At 58.4% G+C, this 14,379-nt stretch carries 12 protein-coding genes; 7 read left to right on the top strand and 5 right to left on the bottom strand.

All coding sequences use genetic code 11. From position 1 onward, the window contains the following. Positions 1 to 72: 72 nt before the first annotated feature. Both P4L78_RS08715 and P4L78_RS08710 read right to left on the bottom strand, forming a co-directional pair. Positions 73 to 2,220 (bottom strand): EAL domain-containing protein, encoded by a 2,148-nt coding sequence (locus tag P4L78_RS08715; RefSeq protein ID WP_309327652.1) that lies wholly within the window; start codon positions 2,218 to 2,220, stop codon positions 73 to 75. A 192-nt stretch (positions 2,221 to 2,412) separates the two neighbouring features. Then, positions 2,413 to 3,621 (bottom strand): TCR/Tet family MFS transporter, encoded by a 1,209-nt coding sequence (locus tag P4L78_RS08710; protein WP_405051514.1) that lies wholly within the window; start codon positions 3,619 to 3,621, stop codon positions 2,413 to 2,415. Positions 3,622 to 3,864: 243 nt separating this feature from the next. Here P4L78_RS08710 and P4L78_RS08705 point away from each other — a divergent pair, with 243 nt between their 5' ends. Then, on the top strand, positions 3,865 to 4,527 hold the full coding sequence (locus tag P4L78_RS08705) for a TetR/AcrR family transcriptional regulator (protein WP_309327651.1): 663 nt from the start codon (positions 3,865 to 3,867) through the stop codon (positions 4,525 to 4,527). 4 nt (positions 4,528 to 4,531) lie between these two features. Here P4L78_RS08705 and P4L78_RS08700 read toward each other — a convergent pair whose 3' ends face one another. After that, positions 4,532 to 5,449 (bottom strand): LysR family transcriptional regulator, encoded by a 918-nt coding sequence (locus P4L78_RS08700; protein ID WP_309327650.1) that lies wholly within the window; start codon positions 5,447 to 5,449, stop codon positions 4,532 to 4,534. 155 nt (positions 5,450 to 5,604) lie between these two features. Between P4L78_RS08700 and P4L78_RS08695 the strand changes: the two genes are divergently transcribed. From P4L78_RS08695 to P4L78_RS08680, 4 genes are all read left to right on the top strand, one after another. Beyond that, positions 5,605 to 6,594: an aldo/keto reductase gene (locus P4L78_RS08695; protein WP_309327648.1), complete on the top strand. Its 990-nt coding sequence runs from the start codon at positions 5,605 to 5,607 to the stop codon at positions 6,592 to 6,594. 73 nt (positions 6,595 to 6,667) lie between these two features. Continuing rightward, positions 6,668 to 7,663, top strand: coding sequence for an aldo/keto reductase (locus tag P4L78_RS08690; protein ID WP_309327647.1), 996 nt, complete (start codon positions 6,668 to 6,670; stop codon positions 7,661 to 7,663). 305 nt (positions 7,664 to 7,968) lie between these two features. Continuing rightward, on the top strand, positions 7,969 to 8,736 hold the full coding sequence (locus tag P4L78_RS08685) for a hypothetical protein (protein ID WP_283147857.1): 768 nt from the start codon (positions 7,969 to 7,971) through the stop codon (positions 8,734 to 8,736). A 112-nt stretch (positions 8,737 to 8,848) separates the two neighbouring features. Beyond that, positions 8,849 to 10,189, top strand: coding sequence for a TAXI family TRAP transporter solute-binding subunit (locus tag P4L78_RS08680; RefSeq protein ID WP_309327646.1), 1,341 nt, complete (start codon positions 8,849 to 8,851; stop codon positions 10,187 to 10,189). Positions 10,190 to 10,209: 20 nt separating this feature from the next. Here P4L78_RS08680 and P4L78_RS08675 read toward each other — a convergent pair whose 3' ends face one another. Beyond that, complete coding sequence (locus tag P4L78_RS08675; protein WP_309327644.1) at positions 10,210 to 11,877, bottom strand: diguanylate cyclase; 1,668 nt, start codon at positions 11,875 to 11,877, stop codon at positions 10,210 to 10,212. Positions 11,878 to 12,246: 369 nt separating this feature from the next. Between P4L78_RS08675 and P4L78_RS08670 the strand changes: the two genes are divergently transcribed. Further along, complete coding sequence (locus P4L78_RS08670; protein ID WP_309327643.1) at positions 12,247 to 12,633, top strand: thioredoxin family protein; 387 nt, start codon at positions 12,247 to 12,249, stop codon at positions 12,631 to 12,633. Next, positions 12,633 to 13,361, top strand: coding sequence for a cytochrome c biogenesis CcdA family protein (locus P4L78_RS08665; protein WP_309327642.1), 729 nt, complete (start codon positions 12,633 to 12,635; stop codon positions 13,359 to 13,361). The genes P4L78_RS08670 and P4L78_RS08665 overlap by 1 nt, the downstream gene beginning before the upstream one ends. Here the strand turns inward: P4L78_RS08665 and P4L78_RS08660 are convergent. After that, the gene (locus P4L78_RS08660; RefSeq protein WP_309327641.1) at positions 13,344 to 14,249 is read right to left on the bottom strand and encodes a LysR substrate-binding domain-containing protein; all 906 of its coding nucleotides are present in this window, start codon (positions 14,247 to 14,249) and stop codon (positions 13,344 to 13,346) included. The genes P4L78_RS08665 and P4L78_RS08660 overlap by 18 nt on opposite strands. Positions 14,250 to 14,379 lie beyond the last annotated feature (130 nt).

Genomic DNA, 14,379 nt, shown 5'->3' with positions numbered 1-14,379 from the left:
ACCGGTTGGCCATTGATATTTTCATGTCGTCGGCCTTGGCGGATAGCGCCAAACTGGCTATCGCCGCTGCGATCAGAGCGTGTGAAGTTTTGGTGCCCAGTCCTGGGCAAATAGCGCTGCCGGTTGTGGCCGGCCAAAGTAGAAGCCTTGAATTGTGGTGCAGCCTTCCCGCTGCAGAAATTCGACCTGTGCCAGCTCTTCCACACCTTCGGCCACCGTGCTTAATCCCAGACTGCCAGCCAGGCCAATGATGGTGCGAATAATGGCCTCGCTATCGTTGCCGACGCCAATCCCCAAAACAAAGGCCCGGTCGATTTTCAGGATATGGACCGGCAATTGTTTCAGGTACGCCAGCGAAGAATATCCCGTGCCAAAATCATCAATGGATAGCTTCACACCCAGCGCCTTGATGGCCTCAAGCATGCTGAACGCGTCGGCTGCGGCCATGATCACGCTTTCGGTGATTTCCAGTTCCAGCGTTGAGGCAGGCAGATTGCAGATGCTCAGCAAGCTGGCCAGACGGGCAGGAAAATCGTCGCGTTCCAGTTGTTTGACCGACAAATTGACCGAAACGGAGTTGATGGCAAAGCCAGCGCCTCGCCATTGCGCAATTTGCCGGCAGGTTTTTTCCAGCACCTGATCACCAAGCCTGACAATCAGGCCCGAGTTTTCCGCCACGGGAATGAACCGCGCCGGTGACACTGAACCCAACTCTGGGCTATTCCAGCGCGCCAGTGCTTCGGCGCCCACCAGACGGCCGCTGACTGAATCAACTTTGGGCTGGAAATACACTTCAATTTCGTTGGCGTCGATGGCCCGCCGCAGATGGCGCTCGATCAATACGCGCTCTTGCGCTTCCACTGACATCTGGTAGGTATACAGCTGGTACCGGTTCCGTCCGAGGGCTTTAGCCTGATACATCGCAATATCGGCTTTACGCACCAGAGCATCGAAATCGGTTCCGTCTTCCGGCGAGAAACTGATGCCAATACTGGCCGAAAGATGGATATCGTTGTGATTGATCCGGAATGGCTGATTGAATAAAGACAAAAGCTTTTCTGCAGCCAGATTCACAGTTGCCGGGTCTTGCACATTGGCCAGAATGCAGACAAATTCATCGCCGCCAATCCGGGCCAGCGTGTCGCCTGAGCGGACATGCTCAGCAAGCCGCGCCGTAACAGCGATCAGCAGTTGGTCGCCGATAAAGTGACCGAGTGTGTCGTTAACGTCCTTGAAGCGATCCAGATCCAGAAACAGAACTGCCAGGCGTTGATGTTGCAGCGGCTGCTGCCCTAACGCCGTTTCCAGGCGTTGTTTGAATAACAGACGATTTGGCAGATTGGTCAGCGGATCGTGATGCGCCAGCCGGTCCAGCCGCTCTTCAGCATTGCGGCGCTCGTCGATTTCATCTTCAAGCATGCGGTTCGCATCACCGAGTTCGCGAGTGCGCACTTCAACCCGACCATCCAGTTCGCGATTGATCTCAACCAGCTTGGCGGCCTGATTCTTGATGATCCTTCCCGCCCGCTTTACCACCAGCATTTGCGCAATATAAAGCGCAATCATCGCCAGGCTAATAGCGGCGGTTAGCCACCACAATTGTTTCGCGGTACTGGCGATGAACGACGTTGCATCCAGATAAATCTCAAGCACACCTTCAATCCGCCCATCTGCGCCGTGTACCGGCACGTAGGTTGAAATCAGATCGCGGTCATTGAGTTTGCGTTCAAAAGAATCAATTGTATTGCTGTGTTCCAGCTCGCTTACCGGCACACCGGCGACGGCGGATTCAAAGCCGTCATTGCCCTTTTCACTTTCTCCCACCTGCGTTGGGTCGGTGGAAAACACCGTCATGCCGTTGAGCGCATACACTTTCAGCCGGATAACGTCGGTGCCTTTCATGAGCTGCACGACGTTGCTTTGCAATTTGGCTTGCGTGGCCATTTCCCGCATGCGGGCCACATCGTTGCTCATTTGTGTGAGTGGCTTGAAATGGGGCCACAGCGAATTTTCAAATACCTGCACCAGCGAGGAGGCGCGGACTTTCTCCAGTTGCAGCATTTGTGCGCTTGAATAAAAGCGCAAATACCCGGCCATTGCCACCGTGGCGATGCCCATCAGCACCAGCGAAAGCCAGAAGAAATAACGAACCAGATCAAAAGAGCTATCAGCGCCAGGCTCGCCCAGCGGCTGCTTGTTCCACTTGTTGTCCGATGCCATCAACCTCTCCAGGGTGGTTGAGCCGAGTATGCCTGGAAACACGGCATATTTGCATGCAGACAGTGAGCGCTGTTGCGTAGACGAGAACGCTTCACTGATTGGCGTTTTTTCGCGGTGAACCTGGCGCCATGAGATGCTCAAGCGCACAGGCAAAAAGCTGGCATACGATCAGCGCCGGTTCGCCAATTGGGCTCAGCATTTTGCCAAAGACTTCTCCTCATTGATCGGGCTGCTGCGAAACCGTAAACCCAGGACCAGCGGTACCGCGATCAGATAAACGAGTACCACCGCTAGCCAGATCGCGCCGGGCCATTGCGCCCGCACGACGTAGTAGAACGTTGAGAACGCAAGCGGGCCGATGATCGATGCGAGGGCCACCACCGATGCCAGTACGCCCTGAAACTGCCCCTGTCGCGTCTCATCAACCAGGCGCGTAGCAAGCGACTGCAGTGCGGGAACACCAATGCCGCCGAGGGCGAAGAGCGGCATGATCGCAAACACCATCCAGCCTTGCGTGGCAAAAGCCAGCAGGCCCAGCGCAACGCAGATGCCGGCTATCCCGGTCAAGATGGCGCCGCGTTCACCCAGTAATTTAACGGCTGGCCCAGGCAAAAAGGCCTGAGCCAGTGATTGGCATATGCCAAAGGTGCCGAGCGACAAACCGATCCACAGGCCGTTCCACTGAAATGCGTCGTTGCCCCAGAGCGCCCAGCAGGTGCCATACACCTCGCCCGAGGCACTCAGGATGAAAAAGATCAATGTGATGGGCGCGAGACTCTTCATGGAGAACACCCAGCGTAACGGGCGCAGCGGGTTGAGCGCAGCGAGGTCGATCTTCTCCCTGCTTGGCGTACGCGATTCCGGCAGGACGAACAATGCCAGCAGCAGGTTGCCCGCATTCAGTGCCGCAGCGGCAATGAACGGGAGCCTTAGCCAGTAGTCGCCCAGCACCCCGCCGAGCACCGGACCGATGATGAACCCGATGCCAAACATGGCATTGAACAGGCCAAACCGCCGCGCACGCGTTTCCTGGGGCGAGATATCCGTGATGTAGGCGGTCGCTACCGAAATATTGGCGCTGGTCAGCCCGGCAATGGCACGGCCAATGAGCAGCATCCACAGTTGGGGCGCAAAAGCCATGACCATGTAGTTAATCGCGGCGCCGGCGAGGGAGATCAGCAGTATCGGGCGTCGGCCAAGGCGGTCACTCAACGCGCCAAGCACTGGCGCAAAGACGAACTGCATCACTGCATACAGCGCGGTCATGATGCCGATCCACGGCGCGACATTGCCTGCGTGCGTCACCTCTTCAAGCAAGCGCGGCAGGATGGGAAAGATCAGTCCGATGCCGACGGCATCCAGACCAATCGCAGTAAAGATAACGATAAGTGGTTTATTCATTGGGATTCTTGGTGGTGCCGCAAAAGGGCGACTGGTAACGCCTGCGTGGCAGGTTTATGCGGGTGGAAAACGGGTTTGGCCGGTGATCTGCAATTGGCCTTCCTGAAACTGGAGTCATGACGAAGGCACTTACGTGCCGCCCAAATTGGGCTCGCTCACGTTCAGGGCATTCAGCACTTTTCGGAAATGTATTAAATACCAATATGTACTTAGTACACAATAGCGTGTGCTATTATCCGCAGCATGTCAACGCCATCCGACCTTCGATCCCGCAAGCGCCTTGCCACGCGACAAGGCATCTCCGATACCGCCACGCGCCTTTTCCAGGAACGCGGTTTTGATAACGTGACGGTGGACGAGATCGCGGCGGCGGCCGATGTCGGGCGAATGACGGTGTTTAATCACTTCCCGCGCAAAGAAGACATGTTCTTTGATCGCGACGAGGAAGGACGCGAGATGCTGCGCGAGGCCTTGCGCCAGCGCGATCCACACATCTCGCCGTTGGAGACGCTACGCCTCCTGGCGCATCGGCTGGTTGCCCAGCAGAGTCCTTACGTCAGATTTGAGGCTGGGGGCGCGGGCGTTGTCTCTGCCGGGAGCCAAGGCTTTATCGAGACAATCGCGGGCAGCGAAACCCTCAAGGCGCGGGCGCGGGCGATACGGGATGAACTGGCGCAACTGTTGACGTTAGCGCTAGCCGAATGCGCCGGGCGAGAACCGGGTGATGCCGACGCGCAACTGGCGGCAGGCCTGCTGCTGGCAACGTGGACGGTGGCGCTTACCCAGGCTCACCAGACTTTTCGGCAGAGCCAGGACGCAAAGGCAGCGAAAGCCGTGTTTCTCGCGATTGTTGATAAAGGCGCCATCGGCCTGAACGCCGCAATGGCCGGCACCCCCTACGCCTGAGCAATCACTGTGCACCTGCGGACTCGCGGCCTTGCGCCCAGCCGCGTATTGCTTCGGCAAATAGCCGCAACGCGGTGGGTGGGTGGCGGTTGGCCGGGTAGTACAGGCACAAACCGGGGAAAGCAGGGCTCCAGTCTGGCAGCACGGCGGTCAGACGGCCTGCGGCAAGATGCTCGGCAACGTCGTCTTCTGGCACCCACGCAATGCCGATCCCGGCCAGCGCGCCTTCGATCGCCAGTTTGAGATTGCCCACCGTCAGCGGGCCATTGACGTCCAGATGCATGGTCCGGCCGCGATACTGCGGGTCCCAGCGATACAGCTGGCCACTGTCAAAGCGAAAACGGATACAGCGATGCTGCAGTAAATCTTGAGGCGTTGTAGGTGTGCGGTGTTGTGCCAGGTAGGCAGGCGTCGCCACAGCGGTAAAGCGCATATCTCGTCCGAATTTCACGGCAATCATGTCACGTGGCACTGTTTCCAGCAGGCGAATGCCCGCGTCAAATTCACCGGCCACGATATCCAGCATCCGGTTATCCAGCACAAACTCAATGTGGATGTCGGGATAGGTCGCCAGGAACTCAGGCAAAACATGCCGAATCAGCGGGGTGGCGCCGGACTCCGAGGTGCTGATCCGCAGCGAGCCCGACGGTTTGTCCCGCGCAGACCTGGCCTCGCTGATCGCGTCTTCGATATCGGCAATGGCAGGGCGCACCCGCAGCAAAAACTGTTCGCCCGCGTCGGTCAGCGCCACTGAGCGGGTGGTGCGGTTGAACAGTCGCACACCCAGCCGTTCTTCCAGTCCTCTTATGGCATGACTCAAGGCCGAGGCCGATACATCCAGCGCACGCGCTGCCGCCCGAAAGCTGCGGTGCTCGGCAACCGCAACAAACGCATTCAGTTCGGAAAATCCGGTACTGGCCATAGATGAGTTTTCTTCAATAGATCATGCAATTTTAGCTGGATTGTTGATTGATCTTGCAGGAAATACACTGCTTGTCATCTTGAGAGGGCACCGGCCACAGCGCCAAACCCGGTCATCTCACCGTTTTGGTTAGCAGCAAGCAACTGGAGAACAATATGCAAAAACGTAAACTGGGCAAGAGCGGTCTGGAAGTATCGGCACTGGGGCTGGGCTGCATGGGGCTGAGTTACGGCTACGGGCCAGCCACCGACAAACAGCAGGCCATTGCGCTGATTCGCCGCGCGTATGAGCTGGGCGTTACCTTCTTTGATACCGCCGAGGTCTACGGCCCGTATCTCAATGAAGAAGTCGTGGGCGAAGCGCTGGCGCCATTCCGCAATGAAGTGGTCATCGCCACCAAGTTTGGTTTCAACTTTGGCGATGACGGCAAACAGCAAAGCCTGGACAGCCGTCCGGAGCATATCCGGCAGGTGGTCGAGGGTTCACTCAAGCGCCTGAAAACCGATGTGATCGACCTCTATTACCAGCATCGGGTTGATCCGCAAGTCCCCATTGAAGACGTGGCGGGTGCCGTCAAAGAGCTGATCCAGCAAGGCAAGGTGAAGCATTTTGGCTTGTCCGAAGCGGGCGCGCAGACCATCCGCCGCGCCCACGCCGTGCAACCGGTGACTGCGCTGCAAAGCGAGTATTCGCTGTGGTGGCGCGAGCCCGAGCAGGAAATCTTGCCGCTGCTGGAAGAACTGGGCATTGGCTTTGTGCCGTTCAGCCCGCTGGGTAAAGGGTTTCTGACTGGTGCGATTACCGAAAACACATCGTTCGCCAGCAATGATTTCCGGCAAGTGGTGCCGCGTTTCAGTACCGATGCCCGTAAAGCCAATCAGGCGCTGGTGGATCGGCTGGGCGCGATTGCGGCACAAAAACGCGTTACACCGGCGCAGATTGCGTTGGCGTGGCTGTTGGCGCAAAAGCCCTGGATTGTGCCTATTCCCGGCACCACCAAGCTGCAACGGCTGGGCGAAAACATGAGCGCTGCAGCGGTTGAACTGACCGGGCAAGAACTGGCGGATATTCAAAGCGCCATTACCAGCATCGCCGTGCACGGCGACCGCTATCCCGCCCATCTGCAGGCGCGCGTTGGCCGCTAAACCGCCACGGCGCGGACGTCATTGCGCGATCAGTAGTCGTCGCCAGTTCACTCTTACTTGATAGAGGTTATCCATGGAATTCCGAACACTGGGCAGTACGTTGCAAGTCTCCTGCCTTGGTCTGGGCTGCATGAGCATGAGTGCCGCCTACGGCCCGGCCGCCGACAAGCAGGAAATGATCAAGCTCATCCGCAACGCGCACGAGCGCGGCATCACTTTGTTTGACACGGCGGAGTCTTACGGCCCGTTTCTTAACGAAGATTTGCTGGGTGAAGCGCTGCAGCCGATCCGCGATCAGGTGGTCATTGCCACCAAGTTTGGCTTTGATATCGACTTGGTCACTGGCGAGCGCCGCGGCGCTGGCACCAACAGCCGCCCGAAACACATCAAGGCCGTGGCCGATGCCAGCCTGAAGCGGCTGCGTACTGATCGCATCGATTTGTTCTACCAGCACCGGGTTGATCCAGCCGTGCCGATTGAGGAAGTGGCCGGTGCGGTGAAGGACCTGATTGCCCAAGGCAAGGTGAAGCACTTCGGTTTGTCCGAGGCCAGCGTGCAGACGATCCGGCGCGCCCACGCAGTGCAACCCGTCGCCGCCGTGCAGAGTGAATATTCGCTGTTCTGGCGCGGCCCGGAACTGGAGTTGCTGCCAGTGCTGGAAGAACTGGGCATTGGTTTCGTGCCGTTCAGCCCGCTGGGCGCGGGTTTTCTCACCGGCCAGATCGACGAGCATACGCAGTTTGATCCAACGGACTTTCGCAACGTCGTGCCGCGTTTTTCCCCCGAGGCGCGCAAGGCCAATATGGCGCTGGTCGACGTAGTCAAAGCGGTCGCGGCCCGCAAAGGTGCTACACCAGCCCAGGTTGCGCTTGCCTGGTTGCTCGCTCAAAAGCCGTGGATTGTGCCTATCCCCGGTACCACCAAGCCGCACCGGCTGGTGGAGAACCTAGGGGCGATCGATCTGACTCTGACCGCAGATGACCTCACGCTGATCAACGAGGAAGTATCCCAAGTACAGGTGCATGGCGAACGTTTGCCTGCGGCGGCATTGCAGATGACTAACCGTTAAACACCACCACCTAAGCAGGAACAGAAAATCGCAGACGATAGCCACTATTACGGCCATCTCTGCGATTTTTTGTTTGCGCTGCGCCAGTCGTGGGATTTGGGCGGTGAGCAATGTTGCCCGGCACATGCTGGGTGCAAGCACTACGATGATTGCAAGCGCTGCTTCGCTTACGTCACGGGTGCCGGATTCGGTCGGTAACCGGCTCGTGCTGCCGAAACAAACCCTTGCACTCAGAGCGGAGGCAGCGCGTTTAGCCGCCAGTTTTGTGCGGAACCCCTAAAAGAAATGTCGTGGAGATGCCAAGTATGGAGTTGCTCGCAAATCATCCCGTTTTGTTCTGCCTGGTCTCGCTGCTGCTCATGTCACTGGCGGCGTGGGTTGGCGCGGTTGTGCTGCGCCAGAAAAAGCCAATGGATGAGGCGACAGTCGAAGATTTCAGTGTTGTGCAATCGGCCACGTTGACGCTGCTGGCGCTGGTGATCGGGTTTTCGCTATCGATGGCGGTGGGGCGCTACGACCAGCGCAAGAATTACGAAGAAGAAGAAGCCAACGCCATTGGCACAGAGTTTATCCGCGTGGATTTTCTGTCCGTCCCGGCTGCGGCGCAGTTGCGGACTTTGCTGGTCAAATATCTTGATCAACGCGTCCTGTTTTATCGGACCAACGATGCCCAGCAGCTCGGGGTCATTAACACCACGACTGCGCAGATTCAGGCCGATATGTGGGCGTTGGTGCGCACTGGCGCCAGCGCCGCGCCGAATCCGATTACCGCGCTGGTAACTGCGGGAATGAATGACGTGATCAATACCCAAGGCTATACCCAGGCGGCGATCTGGAACCGCATTCCGCATTCGGCGTGGGCGCTGATGATTGTGATCGGGCTGTTCAGCAACGCACTGGTGGGCTACGGGTCGCGCAGCAAGCAGGTGAGAAGCCGGTTTCTGGTGATCATGCCGCTGGTGGTTTCGCTGTCGTTCATGTTGATCGCGGATATCGACAGCCCGCGTAGCGGCATTATCCGCGTGGTGCCGCAAAACCTGATCAGCCTGGCGCAATCGCTGCCCAAGCCGTAAGCGACGGCCCAGGCTCGCGCCCTGGCAGAGCAGGCTGGCCGCAATCGCAGTGTTGTTGCCGGGCCTGGTATGCCAGAGACACTCATCGGGAATGACGTCAGGAAATGCAGCCATGATTCTCAGTCGTCAGCAGCGCGTTCCACAGTTTCCCCATGCCTATTCGGTCTGGCGCGATCACGCCTGGTTTTGGGGCGCGATTGTTTTTCTGGGCATGCTAACCATCTTGCTGGTGGTGTGGCTGGTGGAGCCAGCGCCGCCCAAAACCATCGTCATCAGCGCTGGCCCGGCGGATGGCTCATTCTGGCCCGCCGCCAATGCTTATCGCAAAATTCTGGCGCGTGACGGGGTCACGCTAAAAGTCCTGCCATCGGACGGTTCTTTGCAAAACCTGCATCGCTTGCTCGATCCGAAGCAACATGTTGATCTGGCGCTGGTACAAGGCGGCGTGGCGCAAGGGTTGGATACCTCATCGCTGATGTCGTTGGGCAGTGTGTTTTATGCGCCGATTGTGGTGCTGTATCGCGGCGGCGAAATTGCCCGATTATCGCAACTGAATGGCAAGCGCATTGCGATTGGCCGCGAAGGCAGCGGTACGCGAGTAATTGCACTCAATTTGCTCAAGGCCAACGGCATTGTGGCCGGGGGCGCTGCTACATTGCTGCCCTTCGACGGGCAGGAGTCCGCACGCCAACTGGCAGCCGGGAAGATTGATGCGGCGTTCTTCAATGGGGACTCCGCCACTCGCGGCCTGATGTTGCGCTTGCTGCAAGACCCGAATGTGCTGGCGCTGAATTTCACTCAGGCGGCGGCTTATACGCGGCTTTTTCCGTATTTGAACCAGATCGATTTACCTGCCGGCGTGCTTGATCTGGGCCGCAATATTCCTCCCGCCACTGTGCATTTGATTAGTCCGATGGTTGAACTGGTAGCTCGGCCCAATTTGCACCCCGCCATTTCTGATTTGCTGATCGAGGCCGCGCAGGAAGTCCATGGGATGCCGGGTTTGCTGCAGCGCAGCGGCGAGTTTCCCAGCCCTATCGAGCACGAATATCGCATCAGCGAAGACGCAGCTCGCTATTACCGGTCAGGCAAGAATTTCCTCTACCGCAATTTGCCGTTCTGGATGGCCAGCCTGGTCGATCGCACGCTGGTTTTGCTGATCCCCATGGCTGTGCTGTTTTTCCCCGCGTTGCGCGTGTTGCCAGCGTTGTACCGCTGGCGGGTGCGCTCGCGTATTTATCGCTGGTATGGCTTGTTGATTGCGATTGAGCGCGAGGCGCTGGAGCATGTGACGGACGAAGAGCGTGACCGCCTGGTCAAAGACCTCGACCATATTGATGAAAGCGTAAACCAGCTGAAAATGCCGCTGGCTTATGCCGATGCTTTCTACGTGCTGCGGGAGCACGTCGGCTTTGTGCGCTCCCGGCTTAGTGGCGAACAACGGCCTGCCTGAGCACGCTGACGCGCCCGGGTTCAGCTTTTCTGGCGGCCCTGGATTGGCTCTGCAACCACGTGTTGCGATAGCGCAGGAGCCTTGCCATCGCCAGCAAGAGCGGCGACCACATAGCGATTGCGCCCCGTCATTTTTGCCTGATACAAGGCTTCGTCGGCCTTGCTGTAGGCGGCGTCCAGTGACAAAGGCTGACCGGGGCCGATGGCTACGCCGCCGACGGACACCGTCAATTGTGGCCAGTCGCTTTTTTCATGCGGGATATCCAGATCACGCACGCCGACGACAATGCGTTCCAGCACGGCGTCGAACTGATCTGGGGCTTCCAGCGGCACCAGCACCGCGAACTCCTCGCCACCCACCCGGAACACGCCATCAGTGGCGCGCTGCAATGCCTGACGCAGTGCTTCGCTCACGCTACGCAAGACCTGATCACCTGCCTGATGGCCATAGTGATCGTTATATTTTTTGAAGAAGTCGACATCCAGAATGGCCAGTCCCAGCCAGCTCTGGTCGCGCAGGCTACGGCCAAACTCGCGTTGCGCAATGATGTCGAAGTGGCGCCGGTTATAGAGTCCGGTCAATCCATCCTGAATCGACAATTTCTCGTTATCGCGCAGTGCTCCGGCCAGTAACACCAGCAAAGTCACCGACAACAAAGAGGCGATGATCGCGCCGATCAACAAGAGCGAGTCGCTAGCCGCACCCAGCAAAATGGCGGGGTGGTCGGTGATAGTCACCATGAACCAGCCCGCTTGGCTGAGCGGGTAAACGGTATATGACACCTTGCCGGCGCGCACCGGTGTGCCGGGTGGGCGTTGCAATACGTCGACGGATACTTTGGGTTGCTCCGGGTGCAGCAAGTTGCGTCCGCTGGCGTTGACCACCGTAAGGCTGGAATACGGGACCTTGCGTAAAACAAGGGCCTCGACCAGCGTTGCCAGTTTGACATCGCGGCTGATCACCCCCAGAAATTGGTCGGCCACGTATAGCGGCGCACTCACCGTAGCCGTCTGTTCCTTATGCTCAAAATCCGGGGCTGCTCGCGTCCAGATGGTCTGGCGCTGCGGGTTGGCCTGCGGTGCAGCCTTGGCATAGGCAGCCTGCTGTTCGTCACTGCGCCGATAGAACTGGCTGCCGCTGGTATCGGCGCCGAGAGCGGGGTAGACATAAGCAAAACCGCTGGCGGATTGGTAGTAAATCAATGGCAGGTCGGCGTCTCGATGTTCGAGCGCTTTGAGCAGTGGTGTCAGTGCGATGGCCATGGCCATTTCTCGTGCCAGCGGCGAATCAGCTGGCGGCATTGGCCCTTCGCCGCTGAGTTGCCCCAGTTCGGCTTTGGTAAAACCCGGCAAGGCACCCAGCACATAGCCGTGATGATCCGGCCGGGGATCGAGTCTGAGCGTGGGTTGCAGATTGAGGCTGTAACGACCGCTCATTAATTCTGCCGCCTGTTCAGCCAGCATTTCCACCGATTGCCGCCGGGTTTCCAGTGCGTATTCCAGGTGGACCGCCGCATAAGCGCTGGCGTCGCTCACATCGCCGTATTCCGTAGCCAGATTCTGGTTGAACCGGTAAAAGCCGCAGACCAGACCGCCGATAAACAGTGTCGTTGCCGCCAACAGCACCAGCCGCTCGGTGCGCCGGCCTGCAGAGAGCGAGGCAAAAACAGTGGGACGGCGTTTGGTCATGCGGGGGTTCCATGAGGTTGGTGATATTTGATGCGCATTAGAGCGTGTAATTGGGGTGCAGTTCTCGTGTCGCAGGATAGGAAAAATATCTGCTGCTGCGCGTGATCACCGGCTTGCCAGAGTATTTTGATGCATTCCTCGCTGACCGTAAGAAAACCACGGGCGGTGCGACTCATCAAGTGCAATCGCAATATTGCGGCGCGCAAAAGAGGCGCTGATCAGTGCGGCGACGGGTGTGGTGCACTTTTATCCTGTCCATGGTTCAAACCAGTCAGCCGGTGGATCAGACGTAGCTGGCGGGCGCCGCACTGCTGGGCTACAAGACAACGCGACAACCTGAAGCAGCCACTTACCCCGTGGAGACCACAAATGAAACTCACCAACATCATTGCGCTAATCGCCCTGTCTGCCCTGACCTCGCTGGCCGTGGCCGGGGAGATCAAGCCATATAACCAGCAAGAATTCGATGCGCTGACTCAACAAGGCAAGCCAGTGGTGCTCGACATCAGCGCGCCATGGTGCCCGACCTGTAAACAGCAAAAGCCGATTATTGATGGCCTGATGCAGCAGCCCGCCTATAAGGACGTGACACTCATGACCATTGATTTCGACTCGGCCATACCCACGCTGAAGAAATACAAGGTCACGATGCAAAGCACCCTGATTGCATTCAAAGGCGCCAATGAGGTGGGGCGTTCGGTGGGCGACACCACGCCAACCGGGTTGGAAGGGTTGATCAAAAAGACCGTTAACTGATGGATTTTGGCTTTACCTCATACGGCTTGGGTCTGCTAGCAGGCCTGCTTTCCACGCTCTCGCCCTGTGTTTTTCCAATTATTCCGCTTCTATTGGGGGCGGCGACCAACGCGCGGCGGCTGGCCCCGCTGGCGCTGGCTGGTGGCCTTGCGCTGTCTTATGCCCTGATCGGTACAACGCTGGCCTGGGCTGGCGCGTCGCTCGGTGTAGACACGACACTTTTCCGTTATGGCGGCGCGGTGTTGCTCGGCTTGTTGGGACTGGTGCTGCTTTCGGAGCGTCTGCAGCAGCGTTTTGCCGCTACCACCTCCGGCATTGGCGATGCGGGCAACAGTCTTGTCTCTCGCATACATCTGGACGGTTTGTGGGGCCAGTTTGTCATTGGACTGGTGCTGGGCGTGGTCTGGAGCCCATGTGTGGGGCCGACCTTGGGAGCCGCCGTGTTGCTGGCAAGCCAAGGCTCGCATCTGCCGCAAGTGGCGCTGCTTATGGGGGTGTTCGGGATCGGCGCCGCCTTGCCCATTGTTGTTATTGCGGCGATCTCACGCAGCGCTTTGCTCAGGGTGCGCGGCAAAGTCATGCAAGTGGGTAAAGCCGGAAAAACGCTGATGGGCGCGCTGATGGTGGCATTGGCGTTGCTGATTCTCACCGGCGCAGACAAGCCACTGGAGTCGTGGCTGGTAGATCAATCCCCCAACTGGCTCACACAATTAACTACCCGGTTTTAGGCAAATCTCACCGGCCGCGTTTTGCAGTAGCCAGTCATAGACGGCGGCGACCACGGGTGAGCGGGCGGGCTGCACCGAGCGCATCAACCACAGTTGCCCGAGCGTGAAGCCAGGAATCTGCGGCAGGGTGGCAATCTCGCCACGGGCCAGGGCGGCCTCGGCATACCAGCGCGACACCATGGCAATGCCCGCTTCCTCGCGGGCGGCGGCTACCAGCCAGTGCGGGTCGTCGATGGTCATCCGTCGTTTGATGGCCAGACCGGCGCGGCGCAATTCGGGTAACCACGGCGCCCATTCTGGCCGGGCTTCGTGATACAGCAACGGCGCCATGCTCATGACTTCAGGAAACGGTACGTGCGCCAGGCGCGCGGCAGTTTGCGGCCCGCAGATGGCAATTGCTTCATCCGCCATGAGCGGCGTGCTTTCAATCTCCGGGTTGCGGATGGGTGAGTCCGAGATGATCAAATCAACATCGATCTGGTCGATCTCCAGGCTCTTGTCGACGGTAACCAGCCATAAATCCACGTCGGCAAAGCGCTGCTCCAGTTCTCTCATGCGTGGCAACAGCCAGCCCGAAGCAAACCGCGCCGCACAAAACACAATGACTGAGTCGGGCTTGCTGTAGGGCTCGATGCGATCGCGCCCGTCTGCCAGCAAGGTCAAGGCGGCGGAGACCGTTTGCAAATACAGCGTGCCTGCCGCCGTCAGCGCCACGCCTCGCCCGATGCGCCGGAACAAAGGCTGCCCGGTCCACTGCTCCAGTTGCAGTATCTGATGACTGATTGCCGACTGCGTCAGCGCGAGTTCCTGGGCCGCGCGGGTAAAGCTGCCCAGCCGGGCCGAAGCCTCAAATGCCAATAGTGCTTGCAGGGGAGGGTGTCTGCGCATGAGGTATTAAAATTCCTGATACTAAAAGCAATATATATCGCTTTATGGCCCGTAATTGTTTGATAACAATACACTATATGCAAATGAGCCATGCAAATTACGAATAGCTTTTAGCGCGTAATTTTGGTGC

Source organism: Silvimonas sp., from assembly GCF_031291215.1.
Taxonomy (GTDB): Bacteria; Pseudomonadota; Gammaproteobacteria; order Burkholderiales; family Chitinibacteraceae; genus Silvimonas; species Silvimonas soli.
This window is presented reverse-complemented; position numbering and strand designations above follow the sequence as displayed.

What these genes read in the sequence shown, in the direction of transcription:
- P4L78_RS08715 (WP_309327652.1), bottom strand. Translation starts at nt 2,220, where the DNA reads ATGGCATCGGACAACAAGTGGAACAAGCAGCCGCTGGGCGAGCCTGGC.
- P4L78_RS08710 (WP_405051514.1), bottom strand. Translation starts at nt 3,621, where the DNA reads ATGAATAAACCACTTATCGTTATCTTTACTGCGATTGGTCTGGATGCC.
- P4L78_RS08705 (WP_309327651.1), top strand. Translation starts at nt 3,865, where the DNA reads ATGTCAACGCCATCCGACCTTCGATCCCGCAAGCGCCTTGCCACGCGA.
- P4L78_RS08700 (WP_309327650.1), bottom strand. Translation starts at nt 5,449, where the DNA reads ATGGCCAGTACCGGATTTTCCGAACTGAATGCGTTTGTTGCGGTTGCC.
- P4L78_RS08695 (WP_309327648.1), top strand. Translation starts at nt 5,605, where the DNA reads ATGCAAAAACGTAAACTGGGCAAGAGCGGTCTGGAAGTATCGGCACTG.
- P4L78_RS08690 (WP_309327647.1), top strand. Translation starts at nt 6,668, where the DNA reads ATGGAATTCCGAACACTGGGCAGTACGTTGCAAGTCTCCTGCCTTGGT.
- P4L78_RS08685 (WP_283147857.1), top strand. Translation starts at nt 7,969, where the DNA reads ATGGAGTTGCTCGCAAATCATCCCGTTTTGTTCTGCCTGGTCTCGCTG.
- P4L78_RS08680 (WP_309327646.1), top strand. Translation starts at nt 8,849, where the DNA reads ATGATTCTCAGTCGTCAGCAGCGCGTTCCACAGTTTCCCCATGCCTAT.
- P4L78_RS08675 (WP_309327644.1), bottom strand. Translation starts at nt 11,877, where the DNA reads ATGACCAAACGCCGTCCCACTGTTTTTGCCTCGCTCTCTGCAGGCCGG.
- P4L78_RS08670 (WP_309327643.1), top strand. Translation starts at nt 12,247, where the DNA reads ATGAAACTCACCAACATCATTGCGCTAATCGCCCTGTCTGCCCTGACC.
- P4L78_RS08665 (WP_309327642.1), top strand. Translation starts at nt 12,633, where the DNA reads ATGGATTTTGGCTTTACCTCATACGGCTTGGGTCTGCTAGCAGGCCTG.
- P4L78_RS08660 (WP_309327641.1), bottom strand. Translation starts at nt 14,249, where the DNA reads ATGCGCAGACACCCTCCCCTGCAAGCACTATTGGCATTTGAGGCTTCG.